Source organism: Microcoleus sp. D3_18_C2 (assembly GCF_036702395.1).
In the GTDB taxonomy this organism is placed as follows: domain Bacteria; phylum Cyanobacteriota; class Cyanobacteriia; order Cyanobacteriales; family Microcoleaceae; genus Microcoleus.
In genome coordinates this window covers 92,862-112,021 of the sequence record NZ_JAUBTG010000006.1, presented here as the reverse complement: position 1 = coordinate 112,021, position 19,160 = coordinate 92,862, and the positions used below count along the sequence as shown (strand labels likewise).

19 protein-coding genes, 1 tRNA gene and 1 pseudogene are annotated in these 19,160 nt (G+C 47.9%); 9 read left to right on the top strand and 12 right to left on the bottom strand.

Going from position 1 to position 19,160, the window contains the following annotated elements:
• Positions 1-34: 34 nt before the first annotated feature.
• The 4 genes from QUA88_RS06595 (at position 35) to QUA88_RS06580 (ending at position 4,185) form a co-directional block, all read left to right on the top strand.
• Positions 35-3,010, top strand: a complete 2,976-nt coding sequence (locus QUA88_RS06595) for a DUF5906 domain-containing protein (protein WP_333053790.1) — start codon at positions 35-37, stop codon at positions 3,008-3,010.
• Positions 3,011-3,150: 140 nt separating this feature from the next.
• Entirely contained in the window at positions 3,151-3,444 is a 294-nt protein-coding gene (locus tag QUA88_RS06590) for a hypothetical protein (RefSeq protein WP_333270890.1), read from the top strand.
• A 91-nt stretch (positions 3,445-3,535) separates the two neighbouring features.
• Positions 3,536-3,829, top strand: coding sequence for a hypothetical protein (locus tag QUA88_RS06585; protein WP_333270887.1), 294 nt, complete (start codon positions 3,536-3,538; stop codon positions 3,827-3,829).
• Positions 3,830-3,861: 32 nt separating this feature from the next.
• Positions 3,862-4,185: a flagellar alpha dynein gene (locus QUA88_RS06580; protein ID WP_333231460.1), complete on the top strand. Its 324-nt coding sequence runs from the start codon at positions 3,862-3,864 to the stop codon at positions 4,183-4,185.
• 78 nt (positions 4,186-4,263) lie between these two features.
• Here QUA88_RS06580 and QUA88_RS06575 read toward each other — a convergent pair.
• Positions 4,264-4,337: transfer RNA gene (locus QUA88_RS06575), tRNA-Pro, on the bottom strand.
• A gap of 91 nt (positions 4,338-4,428) precedes the next feature.
• Between QUA88_RS06575 and lipA the strand changes: the two are divergent.
• The 3 genes and pseudogenes from lipA to QUA88_RS06560 form a co-directional block, all read left to right on the top strand.
• Positions 4,429-5,304: pseudogene (gene lipA / locus QUA88_RS06570) on the top strand (lipoyl synthase); the annotation flags it as partial.
• Positions 5,305-6,175: 871 nt separating this feature from the next.
• Complete coding sequence (sigC, locus tag QUA88_RS06565; RefSeq protein WP_333057963.1) at positions 6,176-7,441, top strand: RNA polymerase sigma factor SigC; 1,266 nt, start codon at positions 6,176-6,178, stop codon at positions 7,439-7,441.
• Positions 7,442-7,905: 464 nt separating this feature from the next.
• Entirely contained in the window at positions 7,906-8,433 is a 528-nt protein-coding gene (locus QUA88_RS06560; RefSeq protein ID WP_006632310.1) for a transcriptional repressor, read from the top strand.
• Positions 8,434-8,607: 174 nt separating this feature from the next.
• Here the strand turns inward: QUA88_RS06560 and QUA88_RS06555 are convergent, their stop codons facing one another.
• The 11 genes from QUA88_RS06555 to QUA88_RS06505 form a co-directional block, all read right to left on the bottom strand.
• Entirely contained in the window at positions 8,608-10,185 is a 1,578-nt protein-coding gene (locus tag QUA88_RS06555) for a peptidoglycan-binding protein (RefSeq protein WP_333057962.1), read from the bottom strand.
• A gap of 657 nt (positions 10,186-10,842) precedes the next feature.
• Complete coding sequence (locus tag QUA88_RS06550; protein WP_242724391.1) at positions 10,843-11,019, bottom strand: hypothetical protein; 177 nt, start codon at positions 11,017-11,019, stop codon at positions 10,843-10,845.
• Positions 11,020-11,466: 447 nt separating this feature from the next.
• Positions 11,467-11,928, bottom strand: a complete 462-nt coding sequence (locus QUA88_RS06545) for an SH3 domain-containing protein (protein ID WP_333057961.1) — start codon at positions 11,926-11,928, stop codon at positions 11,467-11,469.
• A 204-nt stretch (positions 11,929-12,132) separates the two neighbouring features.
• Positions 12,133-13,641, bottom strand: a complete 1,509-nt coding sequence (locus QUA88_RS06540) for an AAA family ATPase (protein WP_333270882.1) — start codon at positions 13,639-13,641, stop codon at positions 12,133-12,135.
• Between the two features lie 115 nt (positions 13,642-13,756).
• Complete coding sequence (locus QUA88_RS06535; protein WP_333057959.1) at positions 13,757-14,269, bottom strand: YceD family protein; 513 nt, start codon at positions 14,267-14,269, stop codon at positions 13,757-13,759.
• A 97-nt stretch (positions 14,270-14,366) separates the two neighbouring features.
• Complete coding sequence (locus QUA88_RS06530; protein ID WP_333039170.1) at positions 14,367-14,840, bottom strand: R3H domain-containing nucleic acid-binding protein; 474 nt, start codon at positions 14,838-14,840, stop codon at positions 14,367-14,369.
• A gap of 11 nt (positions 14,841-14,851) precedes the next feature.
• Complete coding sequence (yidC, locus tag QUA88_RS06525) at positions 14,852-16,000, bottom strand: membrane protein insertase YidC (RefSeq protein ID WP_333240900.1); 1,149 nt, start codon at positions 15,998-16,000, stop codon at positions 14,852-14,854.
• Between the two features lie 204 nt (positions 16,001-16,204).
• Positions 16,205-16,597 (bottom strand): PH domain-containing protein, encoded by a 393-nt coding sequence (locus QUA88_RS06520; protein WP_333057957.1) that lies wholly within the window; start codon positions 16,595-16,597, stop codon positions 16,205-16,207.
• A complete protein-coding gene (rnpA, locus tag QUA88_RS06515) occupies positions 16,569-16,973 on the bottom strand; it encodes a ribonuclease P protein component (protein ID WP_333057956.1) in 405 nt (134 codons plus the stop codon). Before rnpA ends, QUA88_RS06520 begins: the two co-directional genes overlap by 29 nt.
• Positions 16,974-17,015: 42 nt before the next feature.
• A complete protein-coding gene (gene rpmH / locus QUA88_RS06510; RefSeq protein WP_015174196.1) occupies positions 17,016-17,153 on the bottom strand; it encodes a 50S ribosomal protein L34 in 138 nt (45 codons plus the stop codon).
• 687 nt (positions 17,154-17,840) lie between these two features.
• Positions 17,841-17,975: a MarR family transcriptional regulator gene (locus QUA88_RS06505; RefSeq protein ID WP_333231454.1), complete on the bottom strand. Its 135-nt coding sequence runs from the start codon at positions 17,973-17,975 to the stop codon at positions 17,841-17,843.
• Between the two features lie 137 nt (positions 17,976-18,112).
• On the opposite strand from QUA88_RS06505, the gene QUA88_RS06500 reads away from it, so the two are divergent.
• Entirely contained in the window at positions 18,113-18,775 is a 663-nt protein-coding gene (locus QUA88_RS06500; protein ID WP_333209826.1) for a class I SAM-dependent methyltransferase, read from the top strand.
• Between the two features lie 124 nt (positions 18,776-18,899).
• On the top strand, positions 18,900-19,124 hold the full coding sequence (locus QUA88_RS06495; RefSeq protein ID WP_333057949.1) for a DUF433 domain-containing protein: 225 nt from the start codon (positions 18,900-18,902) through the stop codon (positions 19,122-19,124).
• Positions 19,125-19,160 lie beyond the last annotated feature (36 nt).

The window sequence follows — 19,160 nt, the reverse complement described above, 5'->3', positions numbered from 1 at the left end:
CACATTCAACTCGCCGTAGGGGCGAGCCAAATTTATGTACGACAATTCTACTCCGAACAACGACCAAACTTCAAGCACCCCCAAAAAATTCGACATCCGCGACCATCTGGACAAGCTGGAACCAGGCAAAGCCAAAAATTACTATATTTGCCCTGTCTGCGAAGGTCATAGCTTAGGGATTGACCACAAGAACGGTAAGTACCAGTGCTGGACAAACGCTTGCTCAACCGCTGATATTCGGGAAGCTATCCGACCACTGGCTGAATTTTTGGCAGAGTGCAAAAAAGAGGACAATCCCGCGCCACCGGCAAAAAAACCAAAAGCCAAAAAGAAGGAATATCGACCCGTACCAGTTCCGATCGGCGCGAAACTTCTGAGATTACCCGCACCCGGAAAACCACCTCGCACCGAACAACCCAAATACGTTCCCAAAGGCGTTCCCGACAGTGCCACACAAATCACCTACGCCTACAGCGACACTCAAAAGGTTTTGCGGTTTGATTGGCCCGATGCAAGTAAGCCAAAGGGACGCGACAAAACTTGCCGCCAAATTCACATAGACCCTAGCGGCAAGGAAGTCTGGAGCAAGGGTGATGCTCGCTGGCCAGCATATCGGATTGATGAAGTTATCGAACTACTAGAAGCACTACCAGACGGTGAACCCGTTCTCGTTCTGATGCTTGAAGGGGAAAATAACGTAGAACTTGCACGGGGCATCGGCACAGCGGCCCTGACTCTGCAAGGTTCCAATTGGAGTCATCCCGAAATTCAGATAATGCTCGAAACTCTGCAAGCGACAGGCAAAAACGTCAGTGTTACAGTGTTGCGCGATAACGATGACGCGGGTATCAAGAAGGGTCAAGAAGTTTGGCTGGTTGCCCGTCACATCCAGTTCCCTTGTGTGGTTGTTGACCCATGTGACATCTACTCAGACATCCCAGAAGCGGGAGACATCAGAGAAATCTTGGAAGCCATAGATAGCGAGGAATTCATCCGACTGGTAGAGGAAGTAGTCAACGACGCTGCAACGGAATTAACTCCTAATATTTCTTTAACTCCTCACCCGCGCACGCGAGAAGAAGTAGTATGCCAGAAGTATGACAGTAGTGGAAGCGACTACATCCCAGACACTGCACCGACTCCAGAGCAAAACTACGTGCAGAAAGCTGTGGACGCGCTGTACTCTGACACGCCCTGGGCCTCAATAGCAGGACAACTTTTTGAGTTCATCGGGACTCATTACGAACTGCGCTCGGAAGCTATTGAGAAGCGGCGTATTCTTGACTGGCTGAGCACTTACTCTGAATTGGTCAAAGGGAAATATCGCTGCAACCGTGCAAACACTGCCAGTGTCAATGAAGTCTACAGTTATATGCTCTTAGCTGTGGCCGTAGACCCTAATACCATCAATCCTGATGGGTTGAACACGACTAAAGGGGTAGTGAAAATTAACCCTGACGGTTCTCACTCGCTTGTTCCACATGACCCTAACCAGGTCTATACCTATGTTGGCTGCACGTATGACCCTGACATTGACGCGACGGACTGCGATCGCCTTTTAGAATGCTTGGAGCCGTCGCAGCGTGAGGTATTTTTGCGGACTGCTGCTGCTGCGTTGAATTTGAAGCTTGTTCGCTCCAAGCTGACGGGACGGGGCGTTAAAGGTTTGCTATGCCACGGCGAGGGGTCTAATGGCAAAGATACATTGCGAGCTGTGTTGGCCGCTGTTTTGGGGAGGGGAATGACTAACAAGTCGTTGTCAGACTTCAAATCCTATGACAATGGCCGCAAGTTCAATCTGTCCGGTCTGCTAGGGGGGCTCTGTAATTGGGCTTTTGAGAACACTGCAAAAGTAGACCTCGACAATATTCAGAGTCTCAAACAGTTCATCACTGGCGACCCGATCGACATTGAACCTAAAGGTAAGGACAGCTACGAATACAAACCTGCGGCCATCTTTTTAGCCAACTGCAACAAACTACCCTCTATCACTGGAGGGACGGCCGCTATTGATGACCGCTACGGCATCCTGAGTTTCAAGAAAACTTACAAGCATAATGCTGACCCGTCTCAGGGTGAATTAGAGGCTGACCCGCGCTTTAAGGATGATGAGAACTTTATCCTTGAGCGGATTGCGCCGGCGATGCTCAACAAGATGTTGGAGCGGTTGCCACTGCTACTGAAAGAGGGGATTGACTACAAGGCAACTCGTGAGGCGATGCGGGAAGCTCAAGAGGAAAGCCGGCACTTGTGGCAGTTTGTGAGGGACTTGGGGTATGAAGCTGGCAAGGGCGATCGCGTTTATGCCAAAGACTTATGGAGCGAGTTACAAGAGTGGTATCAAGAGGCGGGGATACTTGAGATTGAGTGGAACGAGAAGGGCAAGGACAAACTGGTTTGGAATGATTTACCTAACCAGTGGGACAAACCTGTGAAAGCTATCAACCAGTTATATGCCCGCCTTTGTGAGATTTTTCCCAAGCTGGAGAAGCATCGGCACACAGAACGGGGCTTTGAAGGTCAGCGGACAATGGGTGATTTTTACTATGTCGGCATCAGCAAACAAAAGTCTGAAAGAAGTGGAAAAAGTGCTCCAGCATCTCCAGCAGTAGACACAGCAAGGATATCGTCTCCAGCAGTGCTCCAGCAAGAAATTTCTGCTGGAGCACCGCTGGAGCAAACAATCCTTACGCAGAGCGCTGCTGGAGATGCTGGAGCACTAAACCCAACTTTGTTAGACTTTTGTAATTCTTTCTCCAAACTCTCGGATTCCGACAAGCAAAAATTGACAGAACTACTCACTGGCATCCCATGTTCTGACCCGCTCAAAGCATTCAGAGTCGGAGACAAAGTGGCTGGCAATAAGCCAGAGGACTCTAGCTACAACTGGCACGGCCGCATCGTTGAGATTCATACGAGCATCAGTTGCAAGGTTGACTGGCAAGAGCGCGAAAAACACAAGGGCGGCCGGATAATCTCCATGCTCTTCTGCGACCTGCGGAAAATTTAGCCACTGCCTGACAACTAACGGCTCAATTCCTCTCCCCCTTAATTGGGGGATTTTCGTGTCTACAAGTTTTGTAGACAAACTGTTGACACTGTAGACAGACATCAGTTATTGTAGACAAATACTGTATACAGGTGTCTACAATGAGTCAGAGTCAAGTCGTATCATTCAGGGCATCCGGTCACTTCCTGAACTGGATAGAAGCTCAGAAGCTAGACGGTGAGTCGCTTAGTCAAGCTGCACAACGCATTCTCAAGGAAGTCTCAGGCACGTCTACAGCGGTGGCTACAGAGAGTGACACAAGCCTCGTGTCTACAGTGACCGCCAAAAGTGTAGACCTACTGATATCCGATCGCATTGCCCCACTAATTCAACGAATAACTGTCATTGAAGAACGTCTGGAACAACTCGGTGCTAACCAACTAGACGACTACTAGACAGGTGCTAGCATCTAACTAGACAATCACTAGACAATGACTAGACAAGGTGCTAGTATCTAACTAGACAATCACTAGACAGGTACTAGACATGACAGACAGATGCCAGCTTAACTTGAGATTGGACGGCCGCCGAGACTTGCTCGAAACCATTAAAGATGTCGCAGCCGCAGAGGGTTTGAGCGTCAATGCTTGGGTAGTGCGAACTTTAGAGCAAGCGGCCAACCAAGCAATAGCGGCGCCGCTAACCCAACCTCAAACACAAGTGTCCGAAATTTTGGACATCGAACCAGTGCTAGACAAACTGCTAGACAATAAACTAGACACTCTGCTAGCAGCTAAGTTAGCAGGGATTGAAGAACGCTTGGGAAAATTGAGTGCCTGAGTGACGGCAACGATGAATCACTCAGGCAGGAATTGAAAGCGGCCAACAAGCAGCTTGCAGAATGGGATAAAGAACTGAATCAGTTACACGAGCGCAACGGCGATTTAGGGCTGAAGGTGCAGATGTTGGAGCAAGAGCTCAAGGAAGTGCGGCGCGATCGGGAGGGACTTGAGACAGAACTCTCCGACCTGAGACAAAAATCAAAAAATGATGCAGCCAGGAAAAATTTTCCCGATTTCCCAGAGCCGGCCGACTTGCTCAACCAGTTGAAAGCGCGGCGCAAAAAGTCGAGGGCAGACTTGGCTGACATGGAGGCACTGTTGGAGATACTCAGCTACTTAGAAGAGTCGGACTGAGCGAAAGATGAGCGGAAAGTCAAATGTCCAAGAAGGTAATAAATCTGAAACCCGTTACCCGTGAAGAGTTAAAAGCAATCGGGATGACAGGATTTGAACCTGCGACCCCCTCGTCCCGAACGAGGTGCGCTACCAAGCTGCGCTACATCCCGAAATTAGTCACTAGATTTTAAGCTTATCACATTCAAGTAAAAATTTAGCAACCTCGTATATAATTATTTGTAAAACACTACTCAGGCGGAGACAGACGTGACAGTTAAGCCCCAGTGGTTGCGAGTTAAAGCCCCCCAGTGGGAGCGCGTCGGCAACGTCAAAGAAATTTTGCGGGATTTATCCCTGAATACGGTTTGCGAGGAGGCGTCGTGTCCGAACATCGGTGAATGCTTCAACGCAGGTACTGCGACATTTTTGATTATGGGCCCGGCTTGTACCCGCGCCTGTCCTTACTGCGACATCGATTTTGAGAAAAAGCCCCAACCTTTAGATCCCACAGAACCCCAAAGATTGGCCCAAGCGGTGCAGCGGCTTAAACTCAACCACGTCGTGATTACCTCTGTCAACCGGGACGATTTGCCGGATGGGGGCGCGTCTCAGTTTGTCGAGTGCATTCAAGCAGTGCGATCGGCGATGCCCGATACAACTATAGAAGTTTTGATTCCCGACTTGTGCGGCAACTGGCAAGCTTTAGAAATTATTCTCGCAGCCGGGCCAGAGGTACTCAACCACAATACCGAAACCGTAAAGCGACTTTACCGGAAGGTGCGGCCGCAAGGAAAGTACGATCGCACCTTGGAACTATTGCAGCGAAGCCGCGAACTCGCACCTGGGGTTTACACCAAATCCGGCATCATGGTGGGACTCGGAGAAACAGACGCCGAAATTCGGGAGGCGATGCAGGACTTACGGGCTGTCGGCTGCGATATTTTAACAGTTGGACAGTACCTGCAACCGACTCAAAAGCACTTGAACGTCGAAAACTTTGTGCCTCCAGAACAGTTTGATGCTTGGAGAAAGTTTGGCGAATCTTTGGGATTCTTGCAAGTTGTCGCTTCTCCCTTAACTCGCAGTTCCTATCACGCCGAACAGGTGAGGGAACTGATGAAACTTTACCCACGCTAGCAATTTTAATTTGAGTTGACTCGCGCCCGTTAGCGAAGCCCTCGAAGAGGATCGCACCATTCTCAGTAAGATAGGATTGAGCCACTCGCCCACAAAGAAACCGGGTTTTTTAACCGAGATTTAGGGCTTTAATCAAGTATTTTGGTGAAAAAACCCGGTTTCGACGCACCCCTACGTCCAGGGCTTTAAGACCCGATCGAGTCAACAGCAACGAAAAACCTGCGCTTTCTGTGACGGCATGGTGCAAAAAACCCCGTTTCTGATGCTGGGGTTCTCGGCCTGATGTTAAGCCCGAAGCAGCAGCCCATAGCAAAACAATTATCGGTCGATCGCCCCCTCAAACTCATGACTTACGCAAAAGACATCGAGAAACCCGGTTTTTGCGTCAGCCAATAACTCGGTACAGGGGACTCTAGCAACTCTGAGACCCATATTCTATAATGGATTAAACTTCCGCGCTCACGGCAGCGTATTTAATCAAGAGCGCCGAGTTATATAAAGTTTTATTAAAAAAATGGCTAATTTTCCGAAGTGATCGGGAACCAGGTAATCGGTGATGAAGATTAACTTAACTTCTGACTAACGTCACTTGTTTATAGCGAGTCACTATCTATACTAGCTACATAAACAAAGAAGTACAACACACTTTTCGGGCCTTCAACCTGTTACATCAGAAAGTTCTTAGCGTTTTCCAGAATCTTGGTAAAACAAGTGGGGCAGCAAAAGTTCGATCTCTCCAACAGCAAAAAAGTCAGGAAAGTTACTAAAGAAACACAAAGCGGTGATGCTTCGTCTTAACCAAGTGGGCATCTTAATTATAAATAACCGCCAAGCGTAGCATCTTTTCACCGGAGCCACTGAGAAAATCACTATGCCAGCCACCTCTTTTTACGCTGAAGCTGAATTCGACGAACAACTGCGAGTCAATCCCTTGCCAGGTGATGTGTTGGATGAAGATGTTGAAGAAGCTGGAGACGAACTGCTCGACCAAGACCCAGCAGAGACAGAAGATGCAGACCCAGCAGCCAAATTGCAAAAAAATGCCAACCGTCGCACTACAGATTTAGTGCGCCTGTACCTCCAAGAAATAGGTCGGGTTCGTCTCTTGGGTAGAGACGAAGAAGTCTCGGAAGCTCAAAAAGTTCAGCGCTATATCAAATTGCTGGAATTACGCAACACCGTCGCCTCCCAGGAAGAAGGGCTAATTGCGCGTTTCGTGCATTTAATTGAAGTGCGCGATCGCTTGTCCGCACAGTTGGGACACAAACCTTCCTTGGAACGCTGGGCATTAACTGCCGGCGTCGGTGACGTGCCAGAACTCAAGCGAATTATGGCCGAAGGCAAGCGCCAGTGGGCCGAGTTAGCCGAGATGACGGTTGAGACGATCGAAAGAGTTCAAGCTGAAGGCATCGAAGCGAAAGACCACATGATTAAGGCGAACCTGCGCCTGGTGGTTTCGGTGGCGAAAAAATATCAAAATCGCGGTTTAGAATTGCTCGACTTAATACAAGAAGGTACTCTCGGACTGGAGCGAGCTGTAGAAAAGTTTGACCCGACGCGGGGCTATCGGTTTAGCACCTATGCCTACTGGTGGATTCGGCAGGGAATTACGCGGGCGATCGCCACTCAAAGCCGCACCATTCGCCTCCCCGTCCACATCACCGAAAAACTGAACAAAATCAAAAAAGCCCAGCGCAAAATTTCTCAAGAAAAAGGTCGGACAGCTACGATCGAAGACATCGCTGTTGAGTTGGACATGACGGCGCCCCAAGTCCGAGAAGTTTTGCTGCGAGTCCCCCGTTCTGTTTCTTTGGAAACTAAAGTGGGCAACGAAAAAGATACAGAGTTGGGCGACTTGCTCGAAACCGACAGCATCTCCCCAGAAGAAATGCTGATGCGAGAAGCTCTGCACCGCGACTTGCAGCAATTGCTGGCAGATTTGACCAGCCGCGAGCGAGATGTAATTCTGATGCGCTTTGGTTTGGGTGACGGACACCCCTATTCGCTGGCAGAAATCGGTCGCGCCCTCGACTTGTCCCGCGAACGAGTGCGTCAAATTGAAGCCAAAGCTTTGCAAAAACTCCGCCAACCTAAGCGTCGCAACCGCGTCCGCGACTATCTGGAGTCTTTGACTTAAATTTGGGCGGTCAGTCAGCGCGATTAATCAGGGATCAAGGCATTTGGCACTTGTGCAGAAGGCATGAGGCATTCGGCAGAAGTAACAATATTTACTTCTCAACAGCTTCTCTGTCCTCTGCAGCAAGTCAATCGATTTTAGATTTTAGATTTTAGATTTTAGATTAAAGAATTGACCCCACGGATGAATCCGGGGGCTTGTATCCTGGATGCTTTCATATCGTTTCCGGTTCTATCGGAATGATTTAACCGCAGAGGGCGCAGAGAACGCAGAGGGAGAGAATACAGAGAGGAATAATTCCGATGCTACCGGATTTGATATCATTCATAAAGCTGGTTAAAAGTCAATAAATATCATAAACCAAATTTTTTCCTCAATCTTTTTTCAATAAGCTGCGATATTTGCAAAATATCTCGATCGTTGTGTATTATTGTCAATAGGCAGACTTTCTTGAGAGGGTCACTATGGCACTTTATACCGCGTCCTCATTCAAATCCGAACTCAATGACAAAGGCTGGCGGATGACTCCCCAACGGGAAACCATCTTGCACGTGTTTCAGAACCTCCCCAAAGGCAATCACCTGAGTGCGGAGGATTTGTACACTTTGTTAAAAAATCGCGGCGAAAACATTAGCTTGTCTACCATTTACCGAACTTTAAAGTTAATGGCAAGGATGAGCCTCCTCCGCGAACTCGAACTAGCAGAAGGTCACAAACACTATGAAATAAACCAGCCTTACCCGCATCACCACCACCACCTAGTCTGCGTTCAGTGCAACAGAACGATCGAATTTAACAACGATTCGATTTTGAAAATTGGCATGAAGCAAGCTGAAAAGTCTGGGTTGCACCTGCTAGACTGCCAGCTAACCATTCATACGGTGTGCCACGAAGCTTTGCGGATGGGATGGCCGTCTTTGGTTTCTAGCAATTGGTCTTGTCCGAGGTCGATCGCCCAAAACGGCAGCAGCGCCCCGGATTCAATCGAGTGACGGTACACTATTTTCGCATTTTAAGTACGGCTTGTTACAATTTTTAACAAAAATCGGTAGCCCAAGTGCGATCGCAGTTACGCGGAAACCGGGTTTCTTAGGAAAAATACATCATTTCAGGAATGAGTCGGAAAGCAGAAACCCGATTTCCTTGATGTAGCCGCAAGGCTGGGGCTAAAAAGTTTGGCTCAACAAATCGTCGCTGCTGACCCCGTAACTGCGCTGAGCTCGATCGAGGGCGTCTCTCGTGGGAGTATCAAAAACTCCGCTGATCGAGCCTGTGTAAAAGCCGAGGTCTTGCAGCCGCCTTTGTAATTGCTGAATGCTCGATCGACGAGAGTTGAAACTGCTGCTAATTGGAACAGCAGGAACAGCTAGCCGCCCAGCTAATCCGTTTTGGAGCGCAGCCCAAGTCGCCGGAGTGGCAATACCCGTCGCCGGTGACAAATTGCGTTCCTGCTGAAACGACAGCACGGCAAACTCGGTTTCGGCTCCAAATACTCCGTTCACCGGGCCGGGGTTTTTGCCCAGACTTCTGAGCGCAGACTGAAGTTGTCGGACAGCAGGCCCAGTATCGCCCCGTCGCAAACCAGCGGCAATTTGCGGCACAGGCGCGGAGGCCTGCCTGTTGCCTTGCCACAAAGCCGATCGAGTGCTGCGATCGACTCTTCCAGTCCCGAACATCCCGCTATCTCTCTGAAAGCGGATCAAAGCTGCTTGAGTTGGTCGATCGAACCAACCGTGAATCTGGCTCCTGTAATAACCCAATTCTTGCAGCCGCCGCTGGACAAATTCTACTTCTCGGCCTCTGTCGCCCAACTCCAGAAAATCTCCGGCATTACTCTGTTGATAATCTTCCTCAGTCCATGAGGTAATTTGAGCTTGCCTCATCTGGGCATCTATAGCAGTCAAAGTAGCAGTGTCAGCGCAGCCGTCAGAAACGAGATTGTAATCTTGCTGAAAACGAGTCACAGCGTAGAGAGTGCGTTCCCGAAACTTGCCGTCAACGCCGCCTTCAAAATAGCCCAAAGCTTTTAATTGCCGCTGGATCAAGTCTACCGTCGCCCCTCTGTCCCCGAACCGCAGCCCCTTGCAACCGCCATTTCCCGAAATATCCCCCGGAAGAGTAACGGGGGGAATCGGCCGGGTGGAACCAAACAGCAAAGCTAAAGTTTGCCTATTGGCAATTCCAGTCACCCGCAGTCGATTAATTCGCTGGAAGTATCTAACCGCATTTTGAGTAACTTCGCGAAAACTCCCTGTGGGATGGGCGCTGAAGTAGCCTAGCTGCTTTAACCTGCGCTGGAGAGCTGAAACATCTGCACCCGCGTCTCCAAAACGCAGCTCCCGATAATTTGTATAAATAGTATTAAAAGGTCGATCGTCCCCGGCAAAACTGTTGAGTGCGATCACAGTAGCTCGATCGGGCCTACCAGTCAGCGACAGTTGATAGTCTCGCTGAAAGTTAGTCAGCGCCTGTTTTGTTACCGGGCCGAGTTGACCTGTCGATGATCTGGGAAAATAACCGAGTTCCCGCAACCTGTCTTGAACAGAGCGCAAATTTGGATATCCCGGATCTATTTGAGCAAAAGCCGAACCGGCTGCACTCAAAACCGACAGCATCAAAGCCACAGACAGCAAACGGACGTAAGTCTGACTCGATAGGTTTTGCCACTTGGGCTCATCAAAAATTTTCGACTCGGCGGGTGCTTCGCAAACAAGAGCAAGTTCGAGGTAAGCAAGAGATTCCATAATTTTTTAGTGTGAAATTGTGGGTGGGTTGTGTGAGCAAACTGCCAAAAATCATTTTTAGCACGCTTGGCTTGGATTTTATCAACGCTAAGTTCTACTGGGAAAGCGCGAAGCACCCGTTTTTCTAAAAAATTTACTGTCAAAAATAATTACAGGTAACAACCAAGATAGCATTGCTGCTTCTAGAGACGCGAGACTCAGCAAAAAAGTTTGCAGGCATAGTCTTAGCCTTTAAGGTCAAAAGACAATTAAGTTCTGGGGTAGTGCTGGCTAATATTTTATCTGGCTGCCGCAGAAATTCCCACAAGACTTGGGCGCAGGTTGTCCTCACCTTAATTTGTTGTCGGGTAAAGAGCCTGAAATCGCAGGTTTTTTGTTAAGAAACGCGGCTTCTTCATGTGGCGAGTGCGTCTAGGAAAGTACCGCTGATTAACCAAAAAACTAGCCACTAAAAATCCCCACTTTTGCTAGTTGCAAATAGAACGGGGATTTTTTGATAAGCTCACATCTTGCATCATTCTTAAGAACAGGCAAGATGCCTGTTCCACAAAGAGTGAATTTTCTTGTGGAATAGGCTTCTTGCCTGTTCATAAAAAGCTTAGTGAGAATGGTGTAACATCTCGTAAGTTGACTGTGTATTAAAAAATCGACGCTCGCTTAAATTAAGCCGAACCGATCGCAAATTACAGCTACTCCCGCTGCAAAAATAGTAATTGCGATGGCTACTAGCGGGTTTTGGCCTCTGCTCACCGCAAAAGAGGTAACGACCCCAGCTCCCAAAGCTGCAGTAACAGCAGCAGTCGCCAAATCTCGATCGGGACGTTTGTCGTACATATTTTTTATTGTTGCTAGCTCAATAGCAGAAAACTTACATCTTGTAATCCAAGCTACCACTCTTACCTGTTCAGCGGTGACAACAGCCTGGGTTTTGCAACTAACCTTAAAATTTTGCTAATTTTCTTAACATACTCTCCTGAATTACATAAGTTAAAATTATGTTTTTTCAAGTTTTTATGTTGACTTTGATCTCTTGAAACCTTTTGTCTGCTGGGCTTTTATGTCAAATTCAGGATGTTGCAGGGGCGATCGCACCCGCAGTCTCAGCGCATCAAACTGCAATCTCAAATATCGAAAATAAATTTAACTTGACTTTTTGCAATAAATGTGTATATAGCCCTTGGCAACAATACACAGGAAAAAACCCGGCGTTGGTGAACAATTTTCACACTGCGATTGGTTCGCTGCCCTCACAATGAGATGAGTATATTTGTTATCTAATTCCTATTCGCCCTCAATTCTTTCAGTATTGCCACCTTTGACCCAACCTTCGCGATTGCCATCCTCAATGCGAATTCGCTGCCACTCTTTGTCGGGCGACTCTTCCAAAACTACGACTCTTTCCTTGTAAGCAACACCGCCAATGCGGTTCGAGTCTCGGCTACCAGTATCGCGGAGAATTAAGCCGATCGGCTGAGTCACCATCGCGCGGTAAGCTCCCGGTTCCAGCGGTTTGGGAGACGGGGCATCGCTAGATGTAGAAACAGGGCTAGCCTGGGCTGTTGACTTCGGCGCAGCGCCCGCAACCTGAGCTGGTGTTTTGTCGTTGGAAAAAACAGGTTTTTCGGGGATAGTAGTTAGCTTAGCGGCAAAGTAAAGTGCAGCAGCCACGCTAGCACCTGCCATCAGGACGATCGCGAGCAGAAAACCCACTAAAAATTTGAAAACGCTATATACAGTGTTCATAAAACCGCAAATGAAGGAAGTTCGGCAACGGATGCTGTAACGGATGTAACGGATGTCAGGCAGAAGGCAGAAGGCAGAGGGCAGAAGGAAGAAGGAAGAAGGAAGAAGGAAGAAGGTTGAGTGTTGACTGCTGAATATTGAGTAAAATCTGGTAACTGCCCACTGACAAGTGATTACGAACTACTGACTACTGACTTCAAAAGGTTAGCCTTGAATCCGGCGGCTCAGACTGCCGTATCTAGAAGCAAGGCGAGCTTTCCCAGCAGCGGCCCAATCTTGGAGAAACTGGATTTGTTCTTGAGCCGTTCTGGCTAAGGGCACCATCTGACTAGCTGATTCTAAAATATCATCAGTGGTAAAGTCTCGATTTTGGCTAAACCCAATGTGCATTGCTTCAATCAAAGTTTGCTCGATTTCGGCCCCTGAAAAATCGGGAGTTTCGTAAGCCAAGCGCTCTACATCGTAATTTTTGATGCTGTGCGATCGCAACCGCAACAAATGTACCTCAAAAATCGCCCGCCGTTCCTCCTGGCTGGGCAAACCCACAAAAAATATTTCGTCAAACCTGCCTTTTCTCAGCATTTCTGGCGGCAAAGACTGGATGTTGTTGGCTGTTGCGACTACAAACACCGGCGAAGTTTTTTCTGCCAACCAAGTAATAAATGTCCCGAACACCCGGCTGGTTGTCCCGGAATCCCCTTTACCGTCTAATCCGGCAAAAGCTTTGTCAATCTCGTCAATCCACAACACGCAGGGGGCCAAAGCTTCGGCTAGCTGAATCATTTGCCGGGTGCGGGATTCCGATTCTCCGACTAATCCGGCAAACAAGCGCCCGACATCCAACCGCAGCAAAGGCAAATGCCAGTGGTGGGCGATCGCCTTTGCTGTTAAGGATTTTCCGGTTCCTTGAATTCCGACTAACAACAAACCTCTGGGATGCGGCAAACCGTATTGGCGGGCTCGATCGGAAAAAGCACCGCCGCGCCGCAGCAGCCATTCTTTGAGATTGTCCAAACCGCCGATATCGGAGATATTTTCGCGGGCTGGGTAAAAATCCAGAATTTGAGTTTGGCGAATTGTTTGGCGCTTTTCTTCTAAAATCAGTTCCGCGTCGTCGGAATGGAGTTCGCCTCTGGTGGCGATCGCCTTTGCCAAAACTCGGCGGATTCGTTCGATCGACAGCCCTTGACAGGAGCGCACCATTTCATCCAGCAAACGCCCTTCAATGGCTTGTCCGGTAGCCCCTAACAGTCTTTCCACCTCAATTTTGATTTCCGCCGCCGCAGGCAGGGGAAACTCCAAAACAGTCATCACTTCGCTGAGGTCTTCGGGGATCGAAACTAGAGGAGATATGATGACAATATTTTTGGGTACTGATTTGAGGAGTCTCGCCAAATTCCGCAGCTTGCGGGAAATCGAGACATCTTCCAAAAACCGCTGAAAGTCGCGCAGAATAAAAATTGCCGGCGCGCTGGCGGGCAATTTTTCGAGAAATTCCAAAGCTTGGAGCGGGTTGCGCTTGCCAAAACCTGTATCGTTGGGATTGCCTTGGTAGCCATCAACAAAATCCCAGATGTAGACGGCGCGAGAACCTTGTTTTTTGGCACTTTGGGCGATCGCGGCTTCTACGCGCTCTTCTTCCCGTGTGGGAATGTAAATTAGGGGGTAGCGCGATCGCAGGAGTAGTTCAAACTCGTCGCTAAAAATAGTCATTAGTCAGTTGTCAGTGGTTAGTTGTTAGTTGTCAGTGGTTATTTGTTATTTGTTCTTTGTTATTTCTTATTAGCTAATGCCAACTGCCCACTGCCAACTGCCCACTGCCAACTGACTAAGGCAATTGCCGTTTAAGTGCTTCCAGAGACGCCCAGCGACTGTCTGAGACTGTTTCGGTGCTTTCTGTATTGGCATCATCAGTTAAAGAAATTCCCGGACATTCAATATCGCATATCTGTTTGTGCGGCAGTTCCAAACACATTTGCTCGTACACCCAATCGCCCGGAGAGAAATAGCCACCTGGGGACAAATTTTCCACCAAATCTTCTAAAGCCACTTCTATTTCTGCTGAACTGGAATCTGTTTGATTTGCTGTTTCTTCGAGCCAGATTAGTTCCGATGAGTTGAGTGCCAAACGATGATTGTATTGTTTCAAGCATCTGTGGCAGGTGAGAGTAACTATTGTTTCTGCTTTCGCCTTCACCTCAAGATAATTCCCTTGGTGAGTCACTTGCAGTCGTCCTCGCACCGGAGTAAGAGTTTCTAAATCGGGGATAAATTCTTCAAAATCAATGACCTCTTTCCGCTCACTTTTTGTGAGGAGATGAGGGATATAAATTGTCTCCATAATCTTTTGCCTTCCTACTTCTTGAATTCAAAGGTCAAAAGGAATAGTTAATTTTTAACTTCTTCCTTCTTCCTTCTTCCTTCTTCCTTCTTTAGCGTCAGCGCAGCCGCACTACCAAACGCCGATCGGGTTCTTGTCCTTGACTGTAAGTTTCTATATCCTCACATTCGCTCAAAAAGCTGTGGACTTGACGGCGTTCTGCCGAAGACAGCGATTTTATTTCAACTTCAACTCCCGTCGATCGGGCTTGATCTGCTGCGTACTCTGCCATCGATCGCAATTCTTCTTGGCGGCGGATGCGATAGCCATTTAGTTCAACTGTATAAGGAATTGACTCCTCTACTTCCTGACCTATATTCTGAACCGTGTTACAGAGGTACTGAATGGCATCTATTACATTACCGTTTGGCCCGACTAAGATTGCAACTTGTTCGGGAGTCAGATTGCTTTCATCTATTGTCATCCAATAGCAATCTTTTTGTTGTTCGCATACCACTTTTGAAGGAATTGCGGACAGTTGTAGCAATTCTTCTAACCATGCCTGTCCGCGCTGCATTTGAGAGTCTTTCATTGTTGTTAAAATCAAGCCTTTTTCTTAGAACGCTTGGGCTCAAAGGGAAGTGCATCTAATCCTTGTTCTTTTTGGGTTTTCGCCTCTGCTTCGTCCACTATTTTTTGGAGGTTTTCGGGCAGCGGTTCTCGCGACAAAATAAACGATTGAACTGTTTGGAAGATGTTAGCAATCAGCATATACATCAACACGCCGGCGGGCAGCGGGAAGAACAAAAACATCCCTGAAAATATGACTGGCGTCAGTTTGTTAACTGTAGCCTGTTGGGGGTTGTCGTTTGGCCCTTGTGCTTGTCCTGAAAGGGTTTGGTTGATGTACAAACTGATGCCGAAGCCCAGGATCATCACCAAAATATCCCAGTGGAGTGTACCGTCTGAGTCGATCGCGCCAACGCGGCCTAGAGCTTCAATAAACAGGAATCCTTTGTTACTAGCCAATCCGGGGATTGTGCCTTGAACTGTGGCTTCACCGGGCGCTAAGGCTGTGATGTTGCCCTGTTCATCTACCTTGACCACTTCTTCGCCTTTGATGACTTTCCAGCCGGGTTCAAAGTCGATTTCGCTCTTATTTTCTGCAGCTAAAACTTTTAGAGGTTTGCCCTCTGGGGTTTGAAAATTTATCTTTGTTGTGTCGCCGACTGCGATTTTGTCGCCCCCTGGAATTACCCCCACAACTGGAGCATGAAAAGTACCTGTGACGTAAATATTTTGGGGCGGTGTAGCAAAAGCTTGCGGTTGAACAGTTTCGATTTGTTCTTTGGGCAAAACTTGAACGTTAACGCTGTAATTTATGTCAGAAAACGGCGAACCCCTGAGCGTTGCAAACAGTGCAAACAGCACTGGCATTTGCAGCACTAAGGGGAAGCATCCTGCTAGAGGATTACCAAATTCTTTGTATACTTTGCTCATTTCCTCCTGCTGTTTGGCAGGATTGTCTTTATAGAGTTTTTGAATTTGATCTACTCGCTCTTTCATCAATGGCTGCGCTACTTTCATGCGCCGCATATTGCGAAGAGAGCCTGCGTTGAGAGGATAAAGAGCAAAGCGAATCACGAGCGTCAGAGCTACGATCGCTAAACCGTAGCTTGGCACGATCCCGTAGAAAAAATCTAGGATCGGAAGCATGAGGTTGTTGGAGAGAAACGAGATACCGAAATCCATTCGCTTTGAGTTAATTTAGGTGCTCTATGTTTGCTGTTGAGAACTATTTTTACCCGCTGAAGGCGAGCCGCCTCAATTTTTAGGGTTTTGTCTCTATCTTAGGACATTGCCCGTCGATCGACCGCCCGGTCTGCGGGTTTGTTTTAATGAGTTTGCCAATACTCGCACTGAATTGGGCCTCTAATCTGGGTGAAAGCGGTTCGGTTATTTAGCTTGGGCCGCGTTTGCTTTTTGAGCGGCTGCGGGCAGTTTTTCGTTAATGTAGTCATACATTGCTCGAAATTTCGGCATAGCTCTGAGTTCCAAGCGGCTGCCATTTTTCATGGTGAGCACCATGTCTCCGTAAGTCCCGAAACCGCGAGGTACTGTGACGATTTTGACTATATCTGAGTAGATAACGTCTGTCTGTTCGCCCCCCATCCAACCGCTAGTTACGGACACTCGGCGGCTCGTGATCCGATACCGCAGCCACAGAGCCCGGACAATTGCTCCTACTGCTAGGGGGATTCCCACCACAGTCAGCCCCAGGAGTAAATTGAGGATCAAGTCTCCGGGCGCGGGGCCGCCTTCATAATATACTTCCTCTCGAATTCCCATCTAGTACCTCGGCTTCTACCAACAACTGCTCTAATTCTTGCAGAATTTCTGCATAATTGCACTCTTGTGCGATCGGACGCACGACAATTACTAAATCCCACCCGAATTTTAATCGGGGCAATAGCTGTCGCAAAGCTGCCCGAATCTGACGCTTAATCCGATTGCGGACTACAGCGCGTTTGCTGACTTTCAGGCTGATGGAAATGCCTGTGCGAGTTGGCTGCAAGGATTTTTCGGCTGTCGGTTTCGCAAAGTCGGCGCTTTTTGGTTTACGCAGAGCTTTTAAGCTGAAATGGGCCGAGTTACGGCGCATTCCCTTGCGGTATACGGCGCTGAAGTCTTTTCGGTGCTTAAGTCGGTTTGTATCGGGCAACATGGCGTAGGGCGATCGTTGAGGCCTCTCAACCTTGATGCAGTGCTAGACTGCGAGGCGGTGGCGACCTTTGCTGCGGCGAGCTTTGATTACCAATCGACCGGTTACGGTACGCATTCTGGCGCGAAAACCGGATGTTCTTTTTCTTTTGCGGCTGGTTCCGTGCAGGGTTTGCTGTGTCATTTTGATTTCTCCCGGCTTGTTACTTTACTTTTGATTAATATTCACAATCTTCTAGTATACCATAGAAGGGTTTTCTTGGCAATTAGATTTTTCCGATTTGAATCGATCGCCACTCATCACAAAGCAACAATACGTTTTCTAGCTGGTGAACGAGATTTCGGTTGGGTTTTCACTATAGCAATCCTCGCATCATTCATGAGGATTTGTAGGGGTAGTGCTACCCCTACAAGAATTATGGAAATGATGCGAGGATCGCTATACCAGATACCTAACTTTTTAAGATGATATTGCAAGGGCGATCGCCTTTAACCGAAAATAATCAAATTCCCGACTTCTCAAACTTCTCCAACTCCCAGAAGTCCGGGATTTCTGCTGCTAGTCGGCCTTAACCCTAAACAACTCAAATCCCCGACTTATAAATTCATCCGTGTATCCGTGTCCAAGTATTTATTAAGACTGCTGTTTTTAAGAGTGCGTAGTATTTTGCGGTTATTTATAATTTAGTAGAGGTAGAGGCTCCTGCGTTTCATCCAAAAGAGCGATTTGTCGGTTTAGGAAAGATTGACGATCGCCCGATCGATTCTCAGAAGCGTTCTTGATCGGGCTGTGAAATTCCAGTCATTGACTTGTCTCGGATTTCAGCTACTAGCGGCGGTAGGACGTTTTGCAGTTCCCTACCTGCATCTGTCAGCCGCGCGTGGATCTCTCCCGGCGGACTAGGCCTGTTTCTTCCATGCGATCGATCGCGCCTGTCAGCGTCTGGCCTACCTCTTGCAGTTTGTCGCCAATGCTGGAAGTCGGCAAACCGTCTTCTTGCCACAAGCCCCAAAGGGTGCAAGTCAGTTTTTTGGCGATCGAATGCTACGCTAAAAGCGGGAATCCACCCTCTGCCGGATATGTTAACAATTCTTAATTGTTCTTAAACTAGAAAGAGTAAATCTAGTTCGCGATCTGAATTTATGTTGCTTCCAGCCGACCAGCGCACCAAGTTAGATGACACCGACGACAATTTGTTCTACTCCTATCCTCGGTTTGTAACGCACGTAGACGATGGATTCATTCAGCAACTAACCGATTTGTATCGGGAACGGCTGAAACCGAATACTCGGGTCTTTGATATGATGAGCAGTTGGGTTTCTCACTTGCCCGACGAGATGCAATTTGCCCATGTTGAAGGGCACGGCATGAATGAAGAAGAGTTGGCAAAAAATCGCAGACTGAATCATTATTTCGTGCAGAATTTGAACGCAAATCCCAAATTGCCACTGCCGGATGCAGAGTTTGACGCCGTTGTCAACTGTGTTTCGGTACAGTATTTGCAGCACCCGGATGCGATTTTTGCCGAGATTCACCGCATTTTGAAGCCTGGTGGCGTAGCAATTATGAGCTTTTCCAACCGGATGTTTTATCAAAAGGCGATCGCGGCTTGGCGGGAAGGTTCCGAGGGCGATCGGGTAGAATTAGTCAAGAGTTACTTTGATTCTGTCAAAGGAGCGAATATACCCGGATTTAGCAAGCCGGAAGTAATTGCTCGCAAGCCTAACTTGCCGAGTTTTATGCAAATGCTGCGAATACCAAGCGGCGATCCATTTTATGCGGTAGTTGCTTACCGCCAAAGTTAGGATTTTTTGGCTGTAAGGACTTTAGGACTTTAGGTGAAGATTGAAAGCACTAAAGTCCTTACTACAAACCGATCCAAAGCTACGCTCTTTAGGTTAGGATATATTTAATATGTGCTCCTAAAATATGGAAAACGAACTTTTGCAGCGCATCACACTCGATCCAAATATCTGCCACGGAAAACCCTGTATTCGCGGTCTCCGATATCCAGTAGAGTTAATTCTTGAATTACTCAGTTCTCGTATGAATGCTAAAGAAATTGTAGATGACTATGACGATTTAGAACATGAGGATATTCTAGCTGCTTTGCTATTTGCCGCGCGGCTGACTCAAGTGAAAAGCATATACTGAGTATTGTAGTTCATCAGTAATCATAAAGTAGGGTAA